This window comes from Marivita sp. (assembly GCF_051859345.1).
Taxonomy (GTDB): domain Bacteria; phylum Pseudomonadota; class Alphaproteobacteria; order Rhodobacterales; family Rhodobacteraceae; genus Marivita.
The window spans coordinates 78,643-101,341 of record NZ_JBHYFV010000012.1 but is presented as its reverse complement, the minus strand read 5'-3'; the positions used below and the strand labels follow the sequence as shown (position 1 = coordinate 101,341).

Annotated in this window: 21 protein-coding genes and 2 pseudogenes; 13 read left to right on the top strand and 10 right to left on the bottom strand. The window is 61.3% G+C overall.

Going from position 1 to position 22,699, the window contains the following annotated elements:
* Nucleotides 1-3: 3 nt before the first annotated feature.
* Nucleotides 4-984 carry an NAD(P)-dependent alcohol dehydrogenase gene (locus tag ACTIEN_RS10200; RefSeq protein WP_439523027.1) on the bottom strand — a complete coding sequence of 327 codons (981 nt, stop codon included), beginning with the start codon at nt 982-984 and terminating at the stop codon, nt 4-6.
* Between the two features lie 97 nt (nt 985-1,081).
* On the opposite strand from ACTIEN_RS10200, the gene ACTIEN_RS10195 reads away from it, so the two are divergent.
* Complete coding sequence (locus ACTIEN_RS10195; RefSeq protein WP_439523026.1) at nt 1,082-1,966, top strand: LysR family transcriptional regulator; 885 nt, start codon at nt 1,082-1,084, stop codon at nt 1,964-1,966.
* On the opposite strand, the gene ACTIEN_RS10190 is transcribed toward ACTIEN_RS10195, so the two are convergent.
* Nucleotides 1,953-2,489 carry a hypothetical protein gene (locus ACTIEN_RS10190; protein WP_439523025.1) on the bottom strand — a complete coding sequence of 179 codons (537 nt, stop codon included), beginning with the start codon at nt 2,487-2,489 and terminating at the stop codon, nt 1,953-1,955. The genes ACTIEN_RS10195 and ACTIEN_RS10190 overlap by 14 nt on opposite strands.
* Nucleotides 2,490-2,579: 90 nt before the next feature.
* Here ACTIEN_RS10190 and ACTIEN_RS10185 point away from each other — a divergent pair, with 90 nt between their 5' ends.
* Nucleotides 2,580-3,161 (top strand): Crp/Fnr family transcriptional regulator, encoded by a 582-nt coding sequence (locus ACTIEN_RS10185; RefSeq protein WP_439523024.1) that lies wholly within the window; start codon nt 2,580-2,582, stop codon nt 3,159-3,161.
* Nucleotides 3,162-3,897: 736 nt separating this feature from the next.
* On the opposite strand, the gene ACTIEN_RS10180 is transcribed toward ACTIEN_RS10185, so the two are convergent.
* Nucleotides 3,898-4,995: a tyrosine-type recombinase/integrase gene (locus tag ACTIEN_RS10180; protein ID WP_439523023.1), complete on the bottom strand. Its 1,098-nt coding sequence runs from the start codon at nt 4,993-4,995 to the stop codon at nt 3,898-3,900.
* A gap of 156 nt (nt 4,996-5,151) precedes the next feature.
* On the opposite strand from ACTIEN_RS10180, the gene ACTIEN_RS10175 reads away from it, so the two are divergent.
* On the top strand, nt 5,152-6,036 hold the full coding sequence (locus tag ACTIEN_RS10175; RefSeq protein ID WP_439523022.1) for a DUF1403 family protein: 885 nt from the start codon (nt 5,152-5,154) through the stop codon (nt 6,034-6,036).
* 2 nt (nt 6,037-6,038) lie between these two features.
* Nucleotides 6,039-6,635 (top strand): SMC-Scp complex subunit ScpB, encoded by a 597-nt coding sequence (gene scpB / locus ACTIEN_RS10170; RefSeq protein ID WP_439523021.1) that lies wholly within the window; start codon nt 6,039-6,041, stop codon nt 6,633-6,635.
* 359 nt (nt 6,636-6,994) lie between these two features.
* Here scpB and ACTIEN_RS10165 read toward each other — a convergent pair.
* Nucleotides 6,995-7,165: pseudogene (locus ACTIEN_RS10165) on the bottom strand (IS6 family transposase); the annotation flags it as partial.
* 291 nt (nt 7,166-7,456) lie between these two features.
* Between ACTIEN_RS10165 and ACTIEN_RS10160 the strand changes: the two are divergent.
* On the top strand, nt 7,457-8,386 hold the full coding sequence (locus tag ACTIEN_RS10160) for a LysR substrate-binding domain-containing protein (protein WP_439523020.1): 930 nt from the start codon (nt 7,457-7,459) through the stop codon (nt 8,384-8,386).
* A gap of 4 nt (nt 8,387-8,390) precedes the next feature.
* Here the strand turns inward: ACTIEN_RS10160 and ACTIEN_RS10155 are convergent, their stop codons facing one another.
* The 6 genes and pseudogenes from ACTIEN_RS10155 to ACTIEN_RS10130 form a co-directional block, all read right to left on the bottom strand.
* Nucleotides 8,391-9,728 carry a lyase family protein gene (locus tag ACTIEN_RS10155; protein WP_439523019.1) on the bottom strand — a complete coding sequence of 446 codons (1,338 nt, stop codon included), beginning with the start codon at nt 9,726-9,728 and terminating at the stop codon, nt 8,391-8,393.
* Nucleotides 9,725-11,551 carry a dipeptide ABC transporter ATP-binding protein gene (locus tag ACTIEN_RS10150; RefSeq protein WP_439523018.1) on the bottom strand — a complete coding sequence of 609 codons (1,827 nt, stop codon included), beginning with the start codon at nt 11,549-11,551 and terminating at the stop codon, nt 9,725-9,727. Before ACTIEN_RS10150 ends, ACTIEN_RS10155 begins: the two co-directional genes overlap by 4 nt.
* 1 nt (nt 11,552) lies before the next feature.
* Nucleotides 11,553-12,512, bottom strand: coding sequence for an ABC transporter permease (locus tag ACTIEN_RS10145; RefSeq protein WP_439523017.1), 960 nt, complete (start codon nt 12,510-12,512; stop codon nt 11,553-11,555).
* Complete coding sequence (locus ACTIEN_RS10140; protein WP_439523016.1) at nt 12,509-13,426, bottom strand: ABC transporter permease; 918 nt, start codon at nt 13,424-13,426, stop codon at nt 12,509-12,511. Before ACTIEN_RS10140 ends, ACTIEN_RS10145 begins: the two co-directional genes overlap by 4 nt.
* 53 nt (nt 13,427-13,479) lie before the next feature.
* Nucleotides 13,480-15,009 carry an ABC transporter substrate-binding protein gene (locus ACTIEN_RS10135; RefSeq protein WP_439523015.1) on the bottom strand — a complete coding sequence of 510 codons (1,530 nt, stop codon included), beginning with the start codon at nt 15,007-15,009 and terminating at the stop codon, nt 13,480-13,482.
* 303 nt (nt 15,010-15,312) lie between these two features.
* A pseudogene (locus tag ACTIEN_RS10130) lies at nt 15,313-15,654 on the bottom strand (ISKra4 family transposase); the annotation flags it as partial.
* A 40-nt stretch (nt 15,655-15,694) separates the two neighbouring features.
* Here ACTIEN_RS10130 and ACTIEN_RS10125 point away from each other — a divergent pair.
* From ACTIEN_RS10125 to ACTIEN_RS10090, 8 genes are read left to right on the top strand one after another with little or no spacing between them, the layout of a single operon-like run.
* Complete coding sequence (locus tag ACTIEN_RS10125) at nt 15,695-15,895, top strand: DUF2783 domain-containing protein (RefSeq protein ID WP_439523014.1); 201 nt, start codon at nt 15,695-15,697, stop codon at nt 15,893-15,895.
* 59 nt (nt 15,896-15,954) lie between these two features.
* Entirely contained in the window at nt 15,955-16,422 is a 468-nt protein-coding gene (locus tag ACTIEN_RS10120; RefSeq protein ID WP_439523013.1) for a GNAT family N-acetyltransferase, read from the top strand.
* Nucleotides 16,419-17,468 carry a dipeptidase gene (locus tag ACTIEN_RS10115; protein WP_439523012.1) on the top strand — a complete coding sequence of 350 codons (1,050 nt, stop codon included), beginning with the start codon at nt 16,419-16,421 and terminating at the stop codon, nt 17,466-17,468. The genes ACTIEN_RS10120 and ACTIEN_RS10115 overlap by 4 nt, the downstream gene beginning before the upstream one ends.
* A 25-nt stretch (nt 17,469-17,493) precedes the next feature.
* Nucleotides 17,494-19,089 (top strand): ABC transporter substrate-binding protein, encoded by a 1,596-nt coding sequence (locus ACTIEN_RS10110; protein ID WP_439523011.1) that lies wholly within the window; start codon nt 17,494-17,496, stop codon nt 19,087-19,089.
* Nucleotides 19,090-20,151 carry an ABC transporter permease gene (locus ACTIEN_RS10105; RefSeq protein WP_439523010.1) on the top strand — a complete coding sequence of 354 codons (1,062 nt, stop codon included), beginning with the start codon at nt 19,090-19,092 and terminating at the stop codon, nt 20,149-20,151. It abuts the gene before it with no gap.
* Nucleotides 20,148-21,062, top strand: coding sequence for a nickel transporter permease (gene nikC, locus ACTIEN_RS10100; RefSeq protein ID WP_439523009.1), 915 nt, complete (start codon nt 20,148-20,150; stop codon nt 21,060-21,062). Before ACTIEN_RS10105 ends, nikC begins: the two co-directional genes overlap by 4 nt.
* On the top strand, nt 21,059-21,922 hold the full coding sequence (locus tag ACTIEN_RS10095) for an ABC transporter ATP-binding protein (protein WP_439523008.1): 864 nt from the start codon (nt 21,059-21,061) through the stop codon (nt 21,920-21,922). The genes nikC and ACTIEN_RS10095 overlap by 4 nt, the downstream gene beginning before the upstream one ends.
* On the top strand, nt 21,919-22,671 hold the full coding sequence (locus ACTIEN_RS10090) for an ABC transporter ATP-binding protein (protein WP_439523007.1): 753 nt from the start codon (nt 21,919-21,921) through the stop codon (nt 22,669-22,671). The genes ACTIEN_RS10095 and ACTIEN_RS10090 overlap by 4 nt, the downstream gene beginning before the upstream one ends.
* The last annotated feature ends 28 nt before the right edge of the window (nt 22,672-22,699 follow it).

Genomic DNA, 22,699 nt, shown 5'->3' with positions numbered 1-22,699 from the left:
CGCTTACACTACGACTACATTGCCGCGCTTGTGACCCGTCTCCATGTGGAGGTGCGCTTCGATCAGGTCGCCCAATGGGTAGACCCGGTCGATGACAGGGACCAGCTTGCCGTCCTCGATCATCTCGACGAGGGTGGCGAGCATCGGCCTCAGAACGTCCGGCTTGAGCATACCTGTCGCCGAGAAGCGTGCCTTGCGCGTGCCAGAAATCGCGGTTCGCATCATCGCGCCGAGCAGGCCGAGGCCCAGCACCGGGCAGACGTATCGGCCGGAGCGGGTTAAGCTGCCCTTGGCCTTGGCGAAGGACGAAACACCCAGCGTGTCGTAGATCACGTCATACCGCTCGGCTCTCTTGGTGAAGTCCTGCTGCGTGTAGTCGATGACCCTGCCGGCCCCGAGGGCGGCCACCATGTCGGCGTTGCGGGCGCTGCAGGTGCCCGTGACCTCGGCCCCCATTGCAGCGGCGATCTGCACCGCAGCACTTCCGAGGCTGCCCGAGGCGCCAAGGATCAAAACCTTTTGCCCTGCGCGCAATTCGGCCACCTCTCGCAGGAAGTTCAGCGAGGTCAGCGGCCCGTCACATATGATCGCGGCTTCTTCGTGCGACAGTGCAGCCGGCTTTTTCATTAGCACGCCGGACTCATTGAGGCAGATGTGGCTGGCATTTGCCCCGAATTTCAATCCCGCCTCGCCGAAGACGGCGTCGCCTACGGCAAACCGGTTTACATTATCGCCAACGGCGATCACCTCGCCCGAGAGCCCAGTGCCCGAAAGGTTTTGACGCGGGCGGCGCAAGCCAAGGAATAGCCGTGCAAAGCGGGGCTGGCCGGCCCTCATCATGCCATCGGCGCGCGTCACGGCCGAGGCGCGGATACGGATCAGGATCTCGGTGGGACCGGGTGCCGGCATGGGACGGGTCACCGGGTTCAGCACCTCGGGGGTGCCGTAGTGATTGATGCTCCAGGCAGAGAGTGTTGTAGTCATGGTGATCTCCTTTTGGTTCGATTGCCCTCTATCTAACGGACCGATTCCCTTCCAAATATTGCAATTTATGCGCCGCTGTGGTTCATAATCGCTCCGCATGGTGGATTGGAAATCTCTTCCGGCCTTTCTGGCTGTTGCGCGGGCGGGTTCGCTGCGCGGGGCTGCCGAGCAGTTGGACGGCACCCACGCGACCGTGCGCAGACAAGTCGAAGCGCTTGAGGCGCAGCTTGGTGTGCAGTTGTTCCGGCGCAGTGCGGGCGGGCTGGAACTGTCGGCGGCAGGTCGCAAGCTGCTGCCACAGGCGCTCGAAGCCGAAGCGTCCTTACGCCAGGGCTTCAATGCCGTTCGCGGGCTCGACAGCGAGGCGGTGGGTCGCATACGTCTGTCTGTCGATCCGATGACGGCGCATTTCCTGCTGGCGCCGGTTCTCGGCGAGTTCTTGTCGCTTTATCCGGACATCCACATCCACATGAACCTGTCCTACGCCATCGACTCGATTGAAAAGCTGGAAACCGACGTGTCGATACGCCATGTGCGCGAGCTTTCCGGCGATGCCGTGGGGCGCAAGCTGTTCCCGCTCTCGATTGGGGTTTTTGCGTCACGCGACTACATCGACAGGCATCTGCACGACGCCAGTCCACGCGGCGAGGGTCTGACCTGGCTAGGCTACGGCGAGGTGCCGGAATTGCAGGCGATGATCGCCGCGTCACCCTTTCCGTGCGCGACCGTGCGCCATGCCATCCCTGATCCAGCCATGCACCTGCATCTTGCCCGCGCCGGGGCCGGGATGACCTTTCTCGCGGCTTGGGTTCAAAGCGTCTTTCCCGAGTTGCAGCGAGTGCCGGGCACCGACATTGACCAAAGCCGCTCGACATGGGTGCTGATGCATGGCGATCTGCGCCGTGTGCAACGGGTCCGGCTCTTCGTCGATTTCCTTTACGAGAGCCTGCTCGAGCGGCGCACGGATTTCATCGGACGCTGACGAAAAATCGCTGAAACAAGATCGGTACCAGCGTTGCGATGACGGCGAGTATGGCAACGGTCGTAAAAGCGGATTTCAGAATGGACGCCATGCTTGCCGCGTGTATCAGCGTAGGGTGCGATCCGGCTCCGGCCAATAGCATGAAGATGATCCCGAGGTTTTCGAGATAGTCGAAGGCCGCAGCCAGGATTGCCAAAGGTCCGCCGATCCGGGTCATCAGTGTCGGCCCAAACCTCGCGGCACGCCATCTCAGCGTCGATATCAGGGTCAGCGCCAGCAATGCCGGGTAGAGCGTGTCCAGAGGAATTTGCCGAGTGAGATAATATTGGCGTCCGGCCTCGCCGAGCGTTTCCAACAGACCTGACGCAGCGGCCTGTGAGTACCCTGTGGGCCGCAGATCGAACGGATGCACCATTGCGAGATCGCTCAGGTGTCTGAGCGTTCCCAGCACCATCAGGAGATAAATGATCATGGCGCTCAGTCCGAATAGGATTGCAGCCTTGCCGTTGTGCCCGATTTTCATGTGAAGAACTCCTGTCGCGTTTGGGATATGAGTGTTTGTTAGGGGCACCTTGCTTGCGAGGCATTGTCTTTTGTTAACGGAGCGTCAGACATGCAGAGCGTTAGCAGCTTTGAACGGGACCGGCGGATTTTCGGTGACTTGGCGACTGCCGATGCTCACGCATTGGCCAGAGCGTTCGAGGCCAGAACTATCGCGAAGGCCCAGCACCTCGCGCGACAGGGTGATCCGGATGACAAGGAATACATCCTGTTGTCCGGGAAGATGGTCAGTCTGATCGGTGACGCTGAAGGGCGCGAAGTGTGTGTTGGCTTTTTCGTCGGGCCGTGCGTGATCACGCCCAATCTGGCGCGCACGGCCGGGGCCACGTCCCTTGTCAGCCTGAGGGCAGAGACGGACGGACACGCCGCCTCAGTGGACGCCACGGTTCTGCTGGACCTGATGCGCGGGTTTCCAGCCATCGAGGATTGGGCCAATGCCATCCTGCGTGCCGAACTGGCGCGCAAGACAAGTCGGGAATGGAGCCTCGCCGCACTCAAGGCCAAGGAGAGGCTTGAGTGGTTTCGCAGCCGTTATCCTGATCATGAAACCCTGTTCAATCACAGTCAGATATCATCCTTCTTGGGAATGACCCCTGTGACGCTTAGCCGACTGCGAAATCCGGGTAGAAAATAGGGGGTAAATCTAATTTACAATACCTTAGGGGGTGGAGAAGGTTCGATGGGGGGCCCGTTCCCTCCGCCACCTGCCCCCGCGAAAACGTTCTCCCGATCCGGCCGCGGGCAGATTTTTGCGTTGTTTTCGAGGGTTATGTGGGAGGGGCTGAGCACTGCCCCCGGCGCCAAGAGCCCCGGGAGCGGTCTCTCAGGGCCGGTATTCTCCGCACCTGATGACTGCGCCGATTTGGTTCATAGCTTGCAAGCATTTGGAATTGAGCGGTTTTTCCGACGTCGAAGCTGAACACTTCGACGCCAGTGGCGTTCGCGAGATGGAACTGAAATCGAACCAACGCATGGGCCAAGTCGAACCGTTTGGAGCTGTGTCTGTACCTATTTGAGGCGTTAGACATGCTGACTGTTGATTTGCACCCAGAAGTGAGCCGGTAGGGGGTTCAAATCAACACCGGCGGAATTTCGACCTGATCTCCACCAGGCCCAGCAAGCGCATTGTCATGTTGTCCGGCGAGGCCGGCATCACACCGCTGATGTCCATGCTGCGCTATGTCAGTCCGGTTTCAACAACTTCCAAGGTGTTGAAGTCGTTTGAGAAAGCGGTGATTTACGTCGCCTTTAACTGCAAGGTTTTTTAGGATCTTGCTGAAAACCCAGCAATTTGATCCCGCCGTGAAACACCGTAAACGCCTCGCTGAACATGATGATCTGTTGCGTCCTCGTCTCGTTGATCTGAGGCATCATAGTCCTGCCGCCTTGGTCAGGTTCACTCGGAACCGGTCGCGGCGGCGCTGGTAGCGGCGGGTCATTTCGGCTGAGGCATGCCCCAGCTGTTTCTGGACGTAGCGTTCGTCGACTTCTGCCGAACTCGCGAGACCAGCGCGCAGGCTGTGCCCGGAAAACAGCGCGAGGCGGTCTTTCTCGGGCAGGTCGGATCGAATTCCCGCGTCCAGGACCGTGCGCTTGATCAGGCGCGCAACGTGCTTATCGTTCAGCCTCGTCCCGGATGCGCGTTTGCCGTCCCGCGATGTGCCCACGAAGATCGGGCCAAAGTCGATCCTGGCAAAATGCAGCCATTGCTCAAGCGCGTGCACGGGGCAGGTTTGGTCCTTGGAGCCGCGACCGATCTCGACCTCGCGCCAGCCGGTCTTGGCATTGAGGGTAAGCAGGGTGCCTTGCTCCATGATCTCGATCCAGCCACCCGAGTCCGGTGTGTCGTCCTTCCCGCAATCGAGGCTGATGATTTCGGAGCGGCGCAGCCCGCCAGCATATCCCAGCAGCAGGATCGCGCGATCCCGTAGCCCGCGCAGGTCGAAGGGCAGGGTGGCCACCATCGCGCGGATGTCTTCGGTCAGGATCGCTTCCTTCTGCACCGGCGGTCGCGCATGTTTGCGCTTGATCCCGGCCAGCACCGTGGCGATGTGTCGGTTCTTGCGATCAAGGGAGAATCCTCGCTGAGCGTAGTTCCAGGCGAGGCCCGAGAGGCGGCGGTCGATTGTACTGACGGAGAGGGCAGGGGAGGCGCCTGACCCGGAGGCCAGGTCCGCGAGGTAGAGACCGATCATTTCGGACGAAGGCGGCATGGGCTCGGCGCCCTTCATCCGACACCAGCGTGCAAAATGTGCCCAGTCCTTCCCATAGGCCTTCAGCGTATTGTCCGAAGCAGCAGCGCGCGCGTAATCGCGAGCGGTGTCGACAAGCCGATCAAGGGTGCCGGAACCGGCGACATGGGAGGGCAGGGCGAGCGCATCAGATTTTTCTTGATCTGTCTCGTCACCCTGAGCAGGTTCTGATGAACCAGAGGGCGTTGAAGTTGATTTCCTGGTCTCTGAGGGCATTTTCCAGTGACTCCAGCAATGAAATTGAACTGATTTCAAACATATCTTTTCACCTCCGATGAGGCAAATTTATTGGACATGGCTTTGAGTGACTGAGTGGGGCGGTTTTGGTGAAAAATATTGGAAGTAACCGCCGCCATGGGGTAGTGTCTCTTTATGACATTCGCCCGAGATCCCCTCATCCGCGACTTTGAAACGATACCCCGGATACCCTCTTGGGTCACCTCAGGCCGCGTCGAAACTCTTGAAGGTGTGGCGTTTCTGTCGGGCGCAGCGCTTGCTCACCTGCATGTCGTGCTGGGGCAGGCGGATGTCCCCCATTCCTTGTTGCGAGAGCGGTTGGCGCTGTGCGCGGCGGAGGCTTGTGTCGCGTATTCGGGGCGACCGGAAGGTGCCAGGGAGTTGCGCGACGCAGTACACCTGTTGCGCCCCGGCGACCTGCCCGGTCCAGCAGGGGAAACCTATTTGGTCTGGCGGCGCGCGGTGGAGCGGCCGGTTTCGATCAAGGCACTCAGCCGTGAGTTACCCAGTCTGGATGCGACGCGGATCGCGGGTTGGCTCGACGTGGGGCAAGGCGGGCCGGTGACTCGCGCATCGACGGTTCTGGCGGCAGTACAGACGGAGGCTCCGCGTGCGGACGTTTCGGCGCTCGTTCTGGCGGATGTCGCATTGGCTCAGGCGCTTGGCTGGGATTACATTGTCCCGCTCCTGGCCGCGGGTCTGACGCGCGCCGACCTGCGAAAGCGTGGAGACGACCTGCGCCTCGCCTGTCACCGTGCAGTCACCGCATCGGCCATCGAGGCCGTGCGCCTGGCTGCCGATCTTGTGCGTCGCACAGCGCATTTGAAAACGGTTGCGCCGAAACTGCGGGCCAAGGGGGCGGGGGACGCGGTCGAGATGTTCCTGACCCGCGATGCTGTTGCGCCCGCAGCGCTGCCTTTGCCCGACAGGGCGGCGCGGAGACTCTGTGACCGATTGGTGGACCTCGGCGCGATACGCGAATTGACCAGCCGCGACACTTTTCGGCTCTACGGGGTGTAGGGATGGCGAAGGATCGCTCTGAAATCGAGTTTGACCGCGAGTTACCTGACCTTCCGCCCGAGCTGCGCTGGCGTGAATGGATGCGCCGGATCGAGGCGGTGCTTTTTGCCTCCGCCTCGCCAGTCGCGCGCGAGGACCTGACGCGCGTGGTGGGGCAAGGGGCGTCGGTTGACCTTCTGGTCGAGGATCTCGCCGCCGATCTGCACGGCCGCGCCTTCGAATTGGTCCAGGTGGCTGGCGGCTGGATGTTCCGGACACGAGGCGTCTACGCGCCCGCGATCCGGGCCGCGGCGGATGTCAGTGATCAGCAATTGGACCTGAACGAGTTCGACGTCGCTGTCCTCGCGGCGATTGCCTACCACCAGCCGATCACCCGCGACGGGCTCAAGGACATCTTCGGCAAGGAGATCAGCCGCGACCTGATCGGCCGGTTGCACGCACAGGGGCTGATCGGGACGGGCCCACGGTCGCCACGACGCGGCGCCCCCTATACCTTCGTCACGACGGACGCGTTTCTGGTTGCGTTCGGATTGGAAAGCTTAAGGGAACTTCCCGACAGAGAGCAGCTTGAGGATGCCGGGGTTATTGCCGAGGGGTAACACGCTCAAGGTTGTGCGGGGTGGCCGTTGGAACTGACAGTGTCTTCAAGGTTCAAATTCTTCTTCTGTCATCGGTTCAATGCTGAACGCGTCTGCTGGAGACGACCACGTCCTGTGAAGTGTCCTTCGGGCTGTGTGACTGATGGAAGAGGGGCATTGGGGGGGCCTCTGACGGATTCGGGCCGGCTTCCGGTTTGTCTTGCCTGACGAAGGGCATTCCATGCACGCAGATGTTAAGCGTGTGCTGCGGGACCTAGGACATTTGCGGCAGGCGACTGATTTGCCAAACGCACATATAGCTTAAGGAGAGGGCGGCACATTTCTCCATTCGGACGGATGACTGTATCGATCAGGCGATGCTTGCGGCTCCAGCGCCGGATCGTTTCATACGAACCATTCACGCCACGTTCCAGCATCAGCTCTTCGACCTCACGCAGCTTCAAGACGCACCGCAACTGGAGCCAGGCACCATGAGCGATGACTTGAGGCGGAAAACGGTGGCGCTTGTGGCTGATTTTCAAGGTCTGCATAGACATAGACACCGCCTACGCCCAGATCAATGAACCGGCAACCTCAGGCCTGTTAACGAGAAAACACCGAAAACCAAGATGGTCGTTCGTAATAATGAAAAACGGCGCGGTCTTGCCGCTCTGGAGCAGATCGCGCACAATATAATCGACGATAGTGGATACAATAATAGCGATGTCAGAGGTATCACTGAATAGCGGTTGCAACGCGCCGGGCCTGTCATTCTTGGGCACTACGCCATCCGTGGACCCGACCGTGGAACGTGGCAAGCCACCGATGTTGCGCGTCCTCAGATGAATTTGAAGGCGCTCCAGCTATTTCGACAGATCGTTCTAAGTGGCTCGTTGGCCGAAGCGTCAGAGCGCCTCAGCGTTTCGGCATCCGCCGCCAGTCGTTTACTGTCCCTGCTCGAGTCAGAGCTTGGCATCAAGCTGTTCAGCCGGGAAAAGCGACAGTTGGTCCTGACCGATGACGGAGACATCTTTTACCGGCGCTTGGTTCAGACGCTGGACGGGCTGGACGAGATCCCGACACTTGCCGCCGACATTCGCAATCGCTCGCATCGCCGCCTGTCATTGGTGACGGCCGCGCCACTTGCGAGGACGCTCGTATCGCCAGCGTTGGCGCTGATGCAATCCGGTGGATGGTCGATGCAGTGCTCGCTCAATGTCGAGACCCGCTTCGACATTGAAAGCAAGGTTGCCGCGCGTGGCTACAACCTTGGCCTGATTTCGCTGCCGGTCGAAAACGCGATCCTGGAGGTCGATGTCGAACCGCTGCTCGAGGTTGGAACCGAAGTTTTGATGCCGAGGAGCCATCGGCTGGCGGCGAAAGCATCGCTGACGGTCGAGGATATCGCGGGCGAGCGGTTCGTTTCGCTGCGCCCGGGCCAGCGCTGGCGCGACCGCCTGGATCAGCTGCTGGGGATCGTCGGCCACAAACCCTTGGTCGCGGTCGAGACGAGTTCAAGCATCGTCGCGCTGCAACTGGTCCGCGACCAACTGGGAATTACGTTGACAGACCGCGCGTCGGTCGAATTGCTGCCGGGTGACGAGGCGGTGCTGCGTCCGCTCGTCGACACGCCGCCGGTGACATATGCAGCGATCCACGCGCCGGGACCGCGGGCACCTCTGGCCACTGCGTTCCTGGACGCCATCAGCGAGGTCATCGAGGCGCGGCGCGCTGCCGACCCGGCGGCGGCGGAGATGCTGGAACTGATCTGACATATCAGCGCTTGAGTATATTCGCTCGCTGTGCGGCGGAGTCTGCCAGCCGGTGCGCTATGGCGGCGCTTTGCCCGGTGTAGCTTGCTGGGTCGAGAAGGGCGCGCACAGCACTTTCGCCAAGTGCGCGCACCTCTGGCACGTCCAGCAGTTTCGTTTCCAAATCTGCGCCGGCAGCAGCAACGTCCTCGACCGCTTGATGCACCAGGTCGTGCGCGCGCGACCGCCCGGTGACAGACGCCAACTCCATCATCAGCCGTTCGGTTGCCACCAGGCCGCCCGAACGCATCAGGTTTTCACGCATGCGAGCGGGGTTTGCTTCGAGCCGATTCAGCAGCCGATCAAGATCCTTCGCAATCGTCCAGCCCAGCGGCAATGCGGTATCGAGAATCGCGGACAAAAGATGGTTTGCCGCCGCATCGCCCTCGTGACTTGAAAGCCCGGACTCGAGAGCCGGAGCAACCTGGGCCCTCAGGCGAGCGCATTGGGCCTGCAAGCGGACTACATGCTTGGGATTGACCTTGTGCGGCATGGTGGAACTTCCGACAACACCCGTATCAAGACGCTCGCTCAACTCACCGATTTCTTCGGTCATAAGCGTGTAGATTTCGCGGGCGATCCGCTCGACCGTCATGCCGAACATGCCAAGTTGCAGAACGTATTCGACGAAGACGTCATTCACCGTACGGCCCGGCACGGCAAGCTCGATCAGGTCGAGTTCTTCCGCCAAGGCTGCCATCAATGCGGGTCCATCTTCACCGTAGCCGTGAAAGGCGCCGACCGCGCCGCCGAACGGAAGGCAGAACGTGCGCCGCCCCGCATCGTCGAGCCGGTCCACCGCGCGTGCCAATTCCTCGATCCAGCCAGCGATCTTGAAACCGAAGGTTATCGGCACAGCGTGGCGCCGATTGGTGCGCCCTGCCATGGGTGTATCCGCATATTCGCGTGCGAGATCGGCAAGTCGGATGAAGATCCGTTCCAGTTCCTCGTTCATGGCTCTGCGCGCCCTACGGATCAAAAGCAGCCTCCCGGTCTGCATGACGTTCTGCGTGGTCGCGCCCCAATGGACATAGCGCCCCGCCTCGCCGGCATCTTCGGCAAGGCACCGGGTCAGCGACAGGATCGGTGCCATTGTCTGCGCGATTGAGGCGCGCAGACGGTCTTCTCCAATCGCGTCGATACGGGCATGTCGAGTGATATCCTTTGCGGCCCAAGCGGGGATCATCCCGATTCCGGCCTGCGCCCGCGCCAGCGCCGCTTCGACATCGAGCCACGATTGCCAGAGTGCTGAATCCGAAAACAGCGTGTCTGGCGTCAGGTCCATGATATGGTCGTCCTTCATGCCGTCGCATCCTCGGCCGCGAAGTCGTGATGTTCGAACCGCGGCGCGGCCGCGAGAAGGCGCCGGGTGTAGTCCGTTTCGGGCCGGGTCATGACGTCTTCGGCCGGACCTGTCTCGATCAGCTTGCCGTCCAGCATCACTGCGACGCGGTCGGCGATCTGGTGGACCACTGCCATATCGTGGGTGATCAGCAGGCAAGTCAGGCCCAGGTCGCGTTGCAGCTGGCTCAGCAGGTTGAGGATCTGCGCCTGCACGCTCACATCGAGCGCCGAGGTCGGCTCGTCACAGACCAGCATCCGGGGATCGGTCACCAGTGCGCGGGCAATGGCGACACGCTGTCGTTGTCCGCCCGAAAGCTGCGAGGGATAAGAATGCAGCAGTCGGTCCGGCAGACGCACCAGTTCCATCATCTCGCGCGCCTTCGACAGACGAAACCGCGCATCACCATCGTGGCGCAGGGCCAGCGGCCGGGCGATGATCTCGGCCAGGGTACGGCGGGGGTTGAGCGACGAATACGGGTCCTGAAAGATCGGTTGCACCCGGCCCGCACGGTCCATCGGCGCCATGCGTGAAATCTCTTCTCCATCGAGCAGGATCTGTCCAGATGTCGGCGTGTCGAGCCCCAGCAACATCCGCGCGAGGGTGGATTTGCCCGATCCGCTTTCTCCGACCAGCGCAAGGATCTCGCCGCGCGCGACGCTCAGGTCCACATCATCAACAGCGCGGATTTCGTATTGCGGACCGAACAGCCCCTTCCGGCTCTGAAAGACGCGCGTCACACCTCGTGCCTCAAGCGCGATTTCGTCAGATCGGGCCGTATTGTGCGCGATCACCTCGGGCGACTGTTCAAGTGCGCGCAGATCGGCGTCGGCCAGAACACAGCGACGCCAGTGATCCGCATCGCCCCTCACCGGCGGGCGGTCGCGTCGGCATTCCGGGCGCGCTTGGGCGCAGCGCGGGGCAAAGATGCAGGCATCGGGGCGGGCGTATAGCGACGGCACCGTTCCGGGGATCGCCTCGAGTTTGCGTACCGGGCCGTCGGTGCGGGGGATCGCGCCCAGCAACGCCCGCGTATAAGGGTGGCGCGGGCCGTGTAGAACCCGCGCTCCGCCACCGGCCTCGACCACCTCGCCGCCATACATCACCGCGACGCGGTCAACATTGCGGGCAACCACGGCAAGGTCGTGGGTGATCAGGATCATGCCCATTCCCATCTCGCGACGCAGGTCTTCAAGCAGTTCCATGATCTGCGCCTGCACCGTCACATCGAGCGCTGTGGTCGGCTCGTCAGCGATAAGCAGGTCGGGCTCCATCATCAGGGCCATCGCGATCATCACGCGCTGGCGCTGACCGCCCGAAAGCTGGTGGGGGTACTGGGTCATGCGCGCCTCGGGTTCGGGGATGCCGACCCGATCAAGCAGTTCCACCGCCCTGCTGCGTGCGGCTGATGCGGAAAGCTTGCCGCCCCGGACACTTGCCTCGGTCAGCTGCCGTCCGATCCGGTAGACCGGGTTGAGCGAGGTCATGGGCTCCTGGAAGATCATGCCCAGCTTGGGGCCGAGGTAGTCGGAGGCGAAGGTCGTGTCGTCCACGCCGTCGAGGTCGACTCCGTCGAAGCGCACCGCGTCGGCGGTCATCCGCGCCCGGCGTGGCAGAAGCCGCATGAGCGCGAGCGCCGACATGGATTTGCCCGACCCGCTTTCACCGACGATCCCAAGGCTTTCGCCCCGCTCGAGCGTCAGTGAAACATCGCGCACAGCGTGAAGTGGTCCTGCGGGCAGATCGAGCGTCACAGAGAGGTTGTCGATTTCGAGCATGGGCATATCAGTTCCTCCCGTCGGGTGAGGTCACGTCACGCAGACCGTCGCCCAGAAGGTTCGCGCCGATCACCAGCGCGAACAGGCACAGGCCCGGCAGAACCACGAGCCAGGGGCGATAGAACATCGACTGCTTGCCCTCGGCGATCATCAGGCCCCAGGACGGGGTCGGTGGCTGGATGCCGACACCGAGGAACGACAGGCTGGATTCGGCAAGAATGGCGATGCCGAGTTCGAAGGTGAAGATCACGATGATCGCGCTGACGAGGTTCGGCAGGATCTCGTGACGGATGATCTGACCGGGCGTCGATCCCGCTGCCTGCGCGGCGGCGACGAAATCGAGGTTGCGGATGCGCTGCGTCGCGGCGCGTGTGACGACCAGGTAATAGGTCCAGTGCAGCACGCCGACGATGCAGATCACGACCCAGACCGACGGGCCGATGATGAACACCAGTGCCATCGCGAGCAGCAGACCCGGCAGCGCGAGCTGGGCAGTCAGAAGAAAGCTCACCGCGTGATCGATCCAACCCCCGAAATAGCCGGCGATCACACCCAGAGTGACGCCGATCATCATGCCGATGAAGGCGGCGCCCAAGCCGATCATGAGCGAGATGCGCGCTCCGAAGATCAGTCTGCTCAGATAATCCCGACCGTTCTGATCGGTGCCGAGAAGATATTCGGGATTGCCCCCCTCGGCCCAGACCGGTGGCAACATGCGCGTGCTCAGCGACTGGGCATATGGGTCATGCGGTGCCAGAAGCGGCGCGAAGATCGCGGTCAGGACCAGCAGCGCGATGATCGTGCCGCCGATCATCAGCCCGCCATGGCCGCGTGCCCGGTTCAGGGCAAGGCGTCGTGGCGTCGGTGGCAGGGCCTCGGTGGTGACTGCGGCATCGGGAGTCTGGCCAAGCGTTTCGCCGGTCTGGGACGTGGCCGCGTGGGTGGGGTCGGTTCTGGTCTGGGTCATCCGATACGGATCCTCGGGTCCAGGGCTGCGTTCAGGATATCGGCCAGAAGGTTCATGGCCACGAAGACGAGTGCGAAGACGAAGATCAGCATCTGCACGGTCGGGATGTCCGACCCGAGGATCGACTCGAGCGCAAGCCGCCCCAGTCCGTTGATCGCGAAGATACTTTCGGTGATGACCGATCCGCCGAACTTCTGCCCAAGCTGTACGGCCAGGACGGAAACCACAGGCAGGATCGCATTGCGCATTGCATGGTGCGTGAGCAACGGCATGCCGCGGAATCCCTTGGACCGCGCGGTGCGAATGTAGTCGCTGTCCATCACTTCGATCAGGCCGGTCCGCGTCAGCCGCATTACGGCTGGCACAGAGCTGGCTCCGAGAACAAAGGCAGGGAGAACAAAATGCAACCAGGTGTCATCGCCGGAGACCGGGAAAATCGGGATTGTCACCGCGAACAGGATGATCATGATGAGACCGAGCCAGAAGTTCGGTACCGCTTGTGCCGAGACCGCCACGCCAAGCGCCAGACGGTCGGCCCAGGAATTTGGCTTCAATGCGGCCAGCGCCCCCAGCGGGATCGAGATCAGGATCGTTACCGACAGCGCGGACAGCGCAAGTGCGATTGTGGTCGGTGCCCTGCTGGCGACGAGTTCGGCCACCGGCTTGTTCCAGTAGTAGCTTTCTCCGAAATCGCCCGACAGCACACCGCCGAGCCAGTCGAAATACCGGGTCACCAGCGGCCGGTCGAGGCCGTATGTATCGCGGATTTGCGCCAGCATCTCTGGCGTGGCGTCTTCGCCGGCGATGGCGTAGGCGGGATCGGTCGCGACGTTCAACAGAAAGAACGTGGCCAGCGAAACCGTGAAGGCGACCGCAAGCGCAAGCGCCGCGCGCTGCAAGATGTATCTGAGCATGTCGTCTCCTCTCGGGGATGGTCCCGCGCCTGAATGGCGCAGGACCGATCAGGTTACTTCCAGGACGCGTCGTCGAGACGCGGCAGCCCGTCGGGGCTAAGCGGGAAGTCGAGCTCGGGGCTTACCAGATAGTTCTGCGAGTAGGAGAAGAGCGGTGCCCAGTATGCCTGTTCGGCAATGGTCGTCAGCGCCTCTTCGTAAAGCGCCATGCGCTTCTCGGCATCGGCGGTTTGCTCTGCCGCGAGAACGATCTCGGTCAGATCCTCGTCGCCCGACAGGTTCCGGTCGCTGTCGCCCGCAAAGTGTACGCGCGCGATCGCTGCGGTGTCGGCGGTGCCGCCCGAGCCCCATGTGCCGAAATAGGCAGGGATCTCCTGCTGCGCGCGCGCTTGGTTGAGCGATGCAAGCTTGACGTATCGCAGGTTCACGTCAATTCCCACGGCCTCGAGATCCGCCGCTACGGCTTCGGCCGCCGGCTTGTCACGATAGGCCCAAAGCTCCATCGGGAAACCGTCGCCATATCCGGCCTCCTTGAGCAGCGCCTTGGCGGCCTCGGGGTCATAGGGATAGGCCGGGATGTCTTCGGTGCAGCCGAACTGCGCGGGATGGCAAGGCGTATGGATCGCCTCCGCCGAACCGCCGATCAGGTATTCGGCCATTTCCTCGCGGTTGAGTGCGTGATTGACGGCTTGCCGCACCTTCACGTTGGTCAGCGGGCCGTTCTCATCGGTGTAGCCCGCAGCGTCGAGCACCAGGAAACCGACGCGCAGGTCCGGCCCGGACAGATGCGTCGCCAAAGGTGTCTCTCCCAGCGATTCCGCCAGGTCCAGCGGCACCTTGAACATCCAGTCCACGCCACCGGACATCAGTTCGGCCTGCTGCGTGCCAATATCAGGCAAGTTGCGGACCACGACGTTCTCGATTGCCGGTGCGTCGCCCCAATACTCCTCGAAGCGCTCCAGCACGACTTCCTGTCCCGGTTCGAACGAAACGACCCGGTAGGGTCCGGCGCCAACGAGATCAATCGCCATTGCATTCTCGTCGATGCTGCCATCGTCGGTCTCGTAGGCGCCTTCGGGGCGCAACTTGACCCGCTGTGCCATATCGCGCAGCACCAGTGGATAGACTGATTTCAGGTTGAAACGCAGCGACAGGTCGCCGGTGACCTCGACATTGTCGAGCCAGCGTCCGATCGTACCCTTGGCTTGAGCTTCGCTTTCGTCCGAGACAATCCAGTTGTAGGTATAGGCCACATCCTCGGCTGTCAGATCTGACCCGTCGTGGAACTTGACGCCCTCGCGCAATGTGACATCCAGCGTGGTGTCATCGATCCATTCCCATTCTGCTGCAACCGCAGGATTGTATTTCTGCGTCTCGGGGTCGAGATCGAAGAGCGTGGCATCGGTCAGCTCTGCCATGATGATGTATTCACGCTTGGTCGTGTAGTTGTAGTCGAGGTTCAGAATTTCCTCGGCCAGCGCGACCCGCATCGTATCGTCCTGCTTTCCGGCATGGACGACACCCGGTGTCACACCCGCAAGCGCGGTGGCAAGGGCAGTGGCGGCAACGGTGGTTCTCAACATGTTACTCCTCCCAAAAGTAATGATGCATCGATCTTACATTCTTACTTAAGATGCCAAAATTGCAATGAATGGACTATATGTTGCAATAATTGGAAGAGTTGCTTCCCGGCAGACCGATCTGATGCGTCTTTGTCTCGCATAGTGCTAAAGTTGCGCATTGAGCCAAGCTTTCCGATGAGAGAGGGCGGCAACGGTTTGGTGTTGTCGTCGCCATCGCGACCATTCCCAGATGAAGGTTACGGTCAATGCTGGTCGCAGCAAGAGGCGGGCGATCAGGTGAGGGATTTCTGATGTGGTCAGGTTGGTGACACTAAGCCTTCGGTCTAGATCTGCGACTCTCGTGACAGCACATCGATGTGCGCCCTGTGGAGACCACCTCATGCGGCGGCGTTTGCCCATGCGTGCGTTGCCGATGTCATCTACACAGCCTTCCGCGCGGGACGACGAGATCGGGAGACCGTTTCGATAGCGCTGCCCGTAGTTTGCAAGCGCGTCAAAATTGTTGGAAAGGTAGGCATAGAACTCCTGTCTTCTGGCTTTGACACGTCTGGCTGCTTCTCGCAGGTTCCTTGCTTCGGTAGGCAAACGATCACATTCGAACTGGATCACTTTGAGAATTGTCGCAGCGGTCATCACGTTCCCATATCAGCCGCGCTGGCGCGCGCTCTCGGAAAGGGATAATCTGGTGGCTTTGAATACGCCCCCCAATATCCCTGACCCGGATGGGGTCTATGCTGATCTTCTGGGCGCACATGAGGGGCTGTCCGATGACGAAAGCATCACGCTCAACGCCCGGTTGATTCTAGTTCTGGCGAAGCACATTGGCGACCGCGCCGTCCTGCGCCTGGCATTGACTGCCGCAGCAGACGCCGAGGCGTCCGGGTAAAGACTGTCAATGATCGGAATTTGATTGCGGTCCGGGCCGTCTTCGCCAAAGCTTGGTCGATGACTCGTGCACAGCTGTCCATTCGATCCGCCCAACACTGCGATATTGCTGCTTTGATCGCGCTTTACGGTGATGATGATATAGGGGTGAACCGCGAGGCGATGGAACCGGACGAGGCCTATCAAAGCGCCTTCGATGCGATCCAGCGCGACCCGAACCACATACTTGTCGTTGGTGAGCGCGACGCAAAGATCGTGGCGACGCTTTTGCTGTCGTTCTTGCCCGGCCTGTCGCGCCATGGCGCGTGGCGTGCCCAGATCGAATCGATGCGGGTCTCGGGGGAGCTGCGCGGGCAGGGTATTGGGCAGGCCTTAATTGACTGGTCCATTGATCAGGCCAGACAAAGAGGGTGCCGCCTGATTCAACTGACATCGGATCGACGCCGCGATGATGCGCACAGGTTTTATGAACGCGCCGGATTTGAACCCACCCATTTCGGCTACAAACTGTCACTGGAGACACCATGACCGACTTTCCCGTCTTTGACGGCCACAATGACCTGATCCTGCGCTTGCTTCGGGGTGATGTAACGGCGGATGCCGTGGCGTCGGGTTTGCCCGATGGACATATCGACAAGCCGCGTGCCATCAGAGGCGGGTTCGGTGGCGGGATGTTCGCGATCTTCGTGCCCAGCCCCGACGACAAGGCCGTGCGCCATGACGAGATGCGCAATCCGCCTTACGACATCGCGCTGCCGACGCGGGTGGACGAAGCCGAGGCGACGGAATGGACCAAACGCGGTTTCGACGAGATCGACAACCTTGCCGCCGCCGGGGCCGTTCGCATCTGCCGCAGCGCGCAGGAGATCGAAGCGGCGCTGCCTGCCGACGAGATGGCCGCCGTCATCCATATCGAGGGCGCCGAGGCGATCGACCGCGACTTCGAGAAACTGAACGCATGGCACGCGCGCGGGCTGCGGTCTCTGGGCCCGGTCTGGAGCCGCGAGACGATCTGGGGACACGGCGTGCCGTTTCGCTACCCGTCCGATCCCGACACCGGGCCGGGCCTGACGGAAGACGGCAAGGCGCTGATCCGCGAATGCAACCGGCTGAAAATCCTGGTCGACCTGTCACACCTCAATGCCAAGGGGGTCGAGGACGTGGCCCGGATCACCGACGCGCCGCTGGTTGCGACTCATTCCAACGCCTGGGAGGTCTGCCCGCATTCGCGCAACCTGACCGATCGTCAACTGGCAATGATCCGCGACAGCGATGGCATGGTGGGCATTAATTTCGCCAGCGCCTTTCTGCGGCCCGACGGTCGGATGGACTCCGAGTTTGAGCTTGACATCATGCTCCGACACTTCGACCATCTGGTCAGTAGCGTTGGTGAGGATCGGGTCGGCCTTGGGTCCGACTTTGACGGGGCGCTTGTCCCGGATCAGATCGGGGATTGCGCGGGCTTGCCCAACCTGCTCACTGCCTTGCGGTCTCGCGGCGTGGACGATGGTCTCATGACCAAGGTCACGCATGGGAACTGGCTACGGGTCCTGCGGCAAACGTGGGGCGAATAAGAAAACCTGAACGGGGACTTACATCATGAAAACACAATTCGTTGCAGCTGCGGTTGCCTCACTTCTGGCCGTCGGCATCGCCGCGCCAAGCTTTGCGCAAACGCCGCCGAACATGCTGGTCATTGCCAATCGGATCGACGACATCAAGACCTTTGATCCGGCCGAAAGCTTTGAATTCGCGGGCGCTGACGTGAGCCGCAATGTCTATCAGAAGCTGGTCAATTTCGACCCGCTTGATCTTGATGCAGGGTTTCAGCCGCAACTGGCCGAAAGCTGGGAGATTTCCGAGGACGGAATGACCATCACGTTCACCATGGCCGACGGTCACGTCTTTGCCTCGGGCAATCCGGTGACGGCAAAGGATGCCGAATTCTCTTTGCGCCGCGCGGTGACGCTGAACAAGACACCGTCGTTTATCCTGACGCAGTTCGGTTTCACACCGGAAAACGTCGAACAGACCATTGTCGCACCGGATGACCAGACGCTCGTTCTGACACTGGACAAGCCCTACGCGCTGTCCTTTGTTCTGAACTGCCTGACGGCCACCATCGGTGGCGTCGTCGACATGGAAACCGCGATGGCGAACGCGGTCGATGGTGACATGGGCAACGAATGGTTGCGCACCAACACCGCCGGTTCCGGCCCATACAAGGTCGTGGACTGGAAGCCGAGCGAAAGCGTCCTGATGGACCTCAACCCCAACTATGGCGGCGACGCACCGGCAATGGAGCGGGTGATCGTGCAGCACATTCAGGAAAGCGCGACACAGCGCCTTCAGCTGGAACGCGGGGATATCGATGTGGCGCGCAACCTGTCGCCCGAAGATGTGGCTGGCCTCTCGGATGTCGAAGGTGTCAAGGTGATCGACGAACTGCGCGGCCGCCTGATGTATTTCTCGGCCAACCAGAAAAACGAGATGCTGTCCGATCCAAAGGTGCTCGAAGCGCTGAAATTGGCGGCCGATTACGAAGGCATGTCGAATTCCTTCCTCAAGGGCCAGTACACCGTGCATCAGGCCTTCCTGCCGCGCACATTCCTTGGCGCGCTGGAGGAAACGCCGTTCTCTTATGATATCGACGCCGCCAAAGCCGCTTTGGCCGACTCTGCGTTCCCGGATTGCGGCCCGATCAAGATTTCGGTGCGGGATGCGCAGGAACGCATGGACATTGCCCAGTCGCTCCAGAACACCTGGGGTCAGTTGGGATGCGACGTCGAACTGATCGTCGGAACCGGTGCGCAGACACTGGACCGCTACCGCGCGCGCGAACACGACATCTATCTTGGTGCATGGGGTCCGGATTATCCCGATCCCAACACCAACGCGGGCACGTTCGCATTCAATCCCGAAAACTCGGATGAAGCGGGCGCAACCGGGCTGTTGGCTTGGCGCAATGCTTGGGGCATCCCCGAAATGAGCGAAGAGACCCTTGCCGCCGTGGTGGAAAACGACACCGCGACCCGCGCCGAGATGTATCGGGAATTGCAGCGCGAGCATCAGCAGACCAGCCCGTTCGGCGTGATGTTCCAGCAAATCGAACAGAACGGTATGCGGTCGACTGTCGAAAACTTCGTTGCTGGTGGTGCTACCACCGCGGTCTCCTACTGGGTGATCACCAAGTAAATGGCGGATCAAAACGTCAACCAAACGGGCGGGCGGCTTCTGCCGCCCGTTCCCATCTGGGCGCGGAAATCGCTGGCGACGCTCGCGACAGTCGCCGCGACGATCCTTGGCCTGCTGTTTGTGACCTTCATGATCGGCCGCGTCATGCCGATCGACCCGGTTCTGGCCGTCATCGGTGAACGGGCGACGCAGGAACAATATAACCAGACCTTCATAGAGCTTGGGCTGGATCAGCCGCTGTTGGTGCAATTCTGGATTTATGTCACCGACGTGCTGCAAGGCGATTTCGGCAAATCCATCCGCACCGGACAAGAGGTCACGACCGATATTGCCCGCGTCTTCCCCGCGACGCTTGAACTGGCCACGCTTGGCACTCTGATCGGCGTCGTGCTGGGTGTGCCGCTGGGCGTGATCGCCGCCGTCCGACGCGGCAGCTGGATCGACCAGCTGGCGCGGTTCGTCGGGCTGATCGGGTATTCCATGCCGATCTTCTGGCTTGGGCTAGTCGGGCTACTCCTGTTCTACGGTATCCTCGGCTGGGTCGCCGGTCCGGGCCGGCTTGGCATCTTCTACCAGGGTATTGTAGAGCCGATAACCGGAATGATCCTGATCGACAGCGCCCTGCGCGGCGAATGGCAGGTGTTCCGCAACGCGTTTTCCCACATCATTCTGCCCGCGTCCCTGCTGGGATATTACAGCCTTGCCTATATCAGCCGCATGACGCGGTCCTTCATGCTGGAACAGCTCGGGTCCGAATACGTGACCACCGCGCGGGTCAAAGGGCTCAGCGAATGGCAGGTCGTCTGGGGGCATGCGTTCCGAAACATCCGCATCCAGCTGGTGACGGTGATCGCGCTGGCCTATGCCAACCTGCTGGAAGGGTCCGTCCTGACCGAGATCATCTTTGCCTGGCCTGGACTTGGCCAATACATCACCACCTCGCTGCTGGCGAATGACATGAATTCCGTGCTGGGCGGCACAATCGTAATCGGCACGATCTTCGTCGGCATCAACATCTTCTCCGACCTTCTCTACCGCTTCTTTGATCCGAGGTCCAAATGAGCATATCGCAAGGCTTGCGCGACTGGCTCCTGAGCGAAGAGCCGACCTCCCGCCGACAGGCGAAATTTGCCTCCTGGTACAACGGCTGGCTGACTCTGCGGTCCAACACACTGGCGATGCTGGGCCTGTTTGTTCTGACCTTCCTCATCCTCTGCGCGATCTTTGCGCCGTTTCTGGCAACCCATGATCCGTTTGCACAGGATCTGGGGCAACGCCTTCTGGCGCCGGGCGAAGCCGGGCACTTCTTTGGAACGGATCACCTCGGGCGCGACATCTATTCCCGGCTACTTTATGGCGCGCGGATCTCGATCTACATCGTGCTGCTTGTCGTCATGGTCGCGCCCCTCGTGGGCCTGATCGTCGGCACGGTTTCGGGCTATGCGGGCGGCTGGATCGACATTGTGCTGATGCGGGTGACCGACATCTTCCTGGCCTTCCCGCGCCTGATCCTCGCCTTGGCCTTCGTGGCAGCACTCGGGGCCGGGATCGAAAACGCGGTGCTTGCGATCTCGCTCACCGCGTGGCCACCCTATGCTCGGATCGCGCGGGCCGAGACGCTGACCATCCGAAATTCCGACTATATCCACGCGATCAAATTGCAGGGGGCAGGGCCGTTCCGCATCGTCACGAAACACATCTGGCCGCTCTGCATCTCGTCACTGGTGATCCGGGTCACACTCGATATGGCGGGCATCATCCTGACGGCGGCGGGGCTTGGCTTTCTAGGTCTTGGCGCGCAACCGCCAAGCCCGGAATGGGGCGCGATGATCTCGGACGGGCGTCAGTATATCCTCGATTACTGGTGGGTCGCCACGATCCCCGGCATCGCGATCTTTGCCATCAGCCTTGCCTTCAACCTGCTGGGCGACGGCATGCGCGACGTGCTCGATCCGAAAGAGGACAATTCATGACCGACGCGCCGCTTCTGGATGTGGAAAACCTCTGGGTGAAGTTCCGCACCCGTACGGGGGTCTTTGACGCGGTGCGCGGAATTTCCTTTACCCTCGGCAAGGAACGGCTGGGCATCGTCGGCGAAAGCGGCTCGGGCAAATCCATGACGGGCAGGGCAGTATTGCGCCTGATCCGGCCACCGGGGTTTATCGAGGCGGACAAGCTTGACGTCCACGGTGAAGACATCCTGTCCCTGCCGGAAAAACGCATGCGCAAATTGCGCGGCGGGCGGGTGTCGATGATCATGCAGGACCCCAAATTTTCGCTCAACCCGGTGATGACCGTGGGCCAGCAGCTTGTCGAAGCCCTGCGTGCCCATGAAAAGGTCTCGCGCAGCGAGGCGCAGAAACGCGCGCTGGAGGTGCTGGACGAAGTGGCGATCCGCGATTCCAAACGGGTCTACGACCTCTACCCGCACGAGGTGTCTGGTGGCATGGGCCAACGCATCATGATCGCCATGATGCTTCTGCCAAACCCTGAAATCCTGATCGCGGACGAACCCACCTCGGCGCTCGACGTGTCGGTGCAACTTCAGGTGCTCGACATCATCGACAAGCTGGTCCGTGACCGGGGTATGGGGCTGATGTTCATCAGCCACGATTTGAACCTCGTGGCAAAGTTCTGCGACCGGATAGTGATCATGTATGCCGGTCGCATCGTTGAAACCTGCAAGGCCAGCGAACTGCGAAACGCGAAACACCCCTACACGCTGGGCCTGCTCAATTCGGTGCCCGATCTGGAACGCCCGCGCGACCATCTGGAAGTGCTCAAACGCGATCCGGCCTGGCGCGAGGCCCCGTCCGTGAGTGCTCGGCAATGAGCGCGGTCACGATCAAGAACCTCAACGTCTGGTTCGGCGTCGGCGCGGACCGATCCTATGCCGTGCGCGATGTCAATTTCGACGTCACCGATGGTGAAAGCTTCGGCCTCGTGGGGGAAAGCGGATCGGGCAAATCGACCATTCTGCGGGCCATCGCAGGGCTGGTGCCCACATGGTCGGGCGACATGACGGTGGCGGGGGAAACCCTTGGACCGAAACGCAGCAAGGCGTTCTACAGCAAGGTGCAGATGGTCTTTCAGGATCCCTACGCCTCCTTGCACCCGCGCCAGACCGTTGACCGCGTGCTGTCCGAGGCGATGACCCTGCACGGCGTTCAGAACATTGACACCCGCATCGGCAAATTGCTCGATGATGTGGGCCTCGGCCCCGGCTTCCGGTTTCGCTATCCGCACCAGCTTTCGGGGGGGCAACGCCAACGCGTCGCCATCGCCCGCGCGCTTGCCTGCGATCCGTCGATCCTGCTGCTGGACGAACCAACCTCTGCGCTGGACGTGTCGGTGCAGGCGGAGATCCTGAACCTGCTGGTGGACCTGAGACGCGAACACAAGCTGACCTACATCATGGTCTCTCATGATCTGGGCGTCGTCGGGCATCTGTGCGAACGCATCGGGGTGATGAAGGAAGGCCGTTTCGAAGAGGTTCTGACGGTCGAGGACATGCGCCGCTCGGAAGCCAAATCCCCCTATACGAAACATCTGCTCGAAAGCTCCATTAACTCCATCCGGTAGTCCCAATGTTTACCTTGGCAGGCTCTCC

Bases quoted from the DNA above. Each gene is read 5' to 3' on its own strand.
- ACTIEN_RS10200 (WP_439523027.1), bottom strand. From the start codon at position 984: ATGACTACAACACTCTCTGCCTGGAGCATCAATCACTACGGCACCCCC.
- ACTIEN_RS10195 (WP_439523026.1), top strand. From the start codon at position 1,082: ATGGTGGATTGGAAATCTCTTCCGGCCTTTCTGGCTGTTGCGCGGGCG.
- ACTIEN_RS10190 (WP_439523025.1), bottom strand. From the start codon at position 2,489: ATGAAAATCGGGCACAACGGCAAGGCTGCAATCCTATTCGGACTGAGC.
- ACTIEN_RS10185 (WP_439523024.1), top strand. From the start codon at position 2,580: ATGCAGAGCGTTAGCAGCTTTGAACGGGACCGGCGGATTTTCGGTGAC.
- ACTIEN_RS10180 (WP_439523023.1), bottom strand. From the start codon at position 4,995: ATGCCCTCAGAGACCAGGAAATCAACTTCAACGCCCTCTGGTTCATCA.
- ACTIEN_RS10175 (WP_439523022.1), top strand. From the start codon at position 5,152: ATGACATTCGCCCGAGATCCCCTCATCCGCGACTTTGAAACGATACCC.
- scpB (WP_439523021.1), top strand. From the start codon at position 6,039: ATGGCGAAGGATCGCTCTGAAATCGAGTTTGACCGCGAGTTACCTGAC.
- ACTIEN_RS10160 (WP_439523020.1), top strand. From the start codon at position 7,457: ATGAATTTGAAGGCGCTCCAGCTATTTCGACAGATCGTTCTAAGTGGC.
- ACTIEN_RS10155 (WP_439523019.1), bottom strand. From the start codon at position 9,728: ATGAAGGACGACCATATCATGGACCTGACGCCAGACACGCTGTTTTCG.
- ACTIEN_RS10150 (WP_439523018.1), bottom strand. From the start codon at position 11,551: ATGCCCATGCTCGAAATCGACAACCTCTCTGTGACGCTCGATCTGCCC.
- ACTIEN_RS10145 (WP_439523017.1), bottom strand. From the start codon at position 12,512: ATGACCCAGACCAGAACCGACCCCACCCACGCGGCCACGTCCCAGACC.
- ACTIEN_RS10140 (WP_439523016.1), bottom strand. From the start codon at position 13,426: ATGCTCAGATACATCTTGCAGCGCGCGGCGCTTGCGCTTGCGGTCGCC.
- ACTIEN_RS10135 (WP_439523015.1), bottom strand. From the start codon at position 15,009: ATGTTGAGAACCACCGTTGCCGCCACTGCCCTTGCCACCGCGCTTGCG.
- ACTIEN_RS10120 (WP_439523013.1), top strand. From the start codon at position 15,955: ATGACTCGTGCACAGCTGTCCATTCGATCCGCCCAACACTGCGATATT.
- ACTIEN_RS10115 (WP_439523012.1), top strand. From the start codon at position 16,419: ATGACCGACTTTCCCGTCTTTGACGGCCACAATGACCTGATCCTGCGC.
- ACTIEN_RS10110 (WP_439523011.1), top strand. From the start codon at position 17,494: ATGAAAACACAATTCGTTGCAGCTGCGGTTGCCTCACTTCTGGCCGTC.
- ACTIEN_RS10105 (WP_439523010.1), top strand. From the start codon at position 19,090: ATGGCGGATCAAAACGTCAACCAAACGGGCGGGCGGCTTCTGCCGCCC.
- nikC (WP_439523009.1), top strand. From the start codon at position 20,148: ATGAGCATATCGCAAGGCTTGCGCGACTGGCTCCTGAGCGAAGAGCCG.
- ACTIEN_RS10095 (WP_439523008.1), top strand. From the start codon at position 21,059: ATGACCGACGCGCCGCTTCTGGATGTGGAAAACCTCTGGGTGAAGTTC.
- ACTIEN_RS10090 (WP_439523007.1), top strand. From the start codon at position 21,919: ATGAGCGCGGTCACGATCAAGAACCTCAACGTCTGGTTCGGCGTCGGC.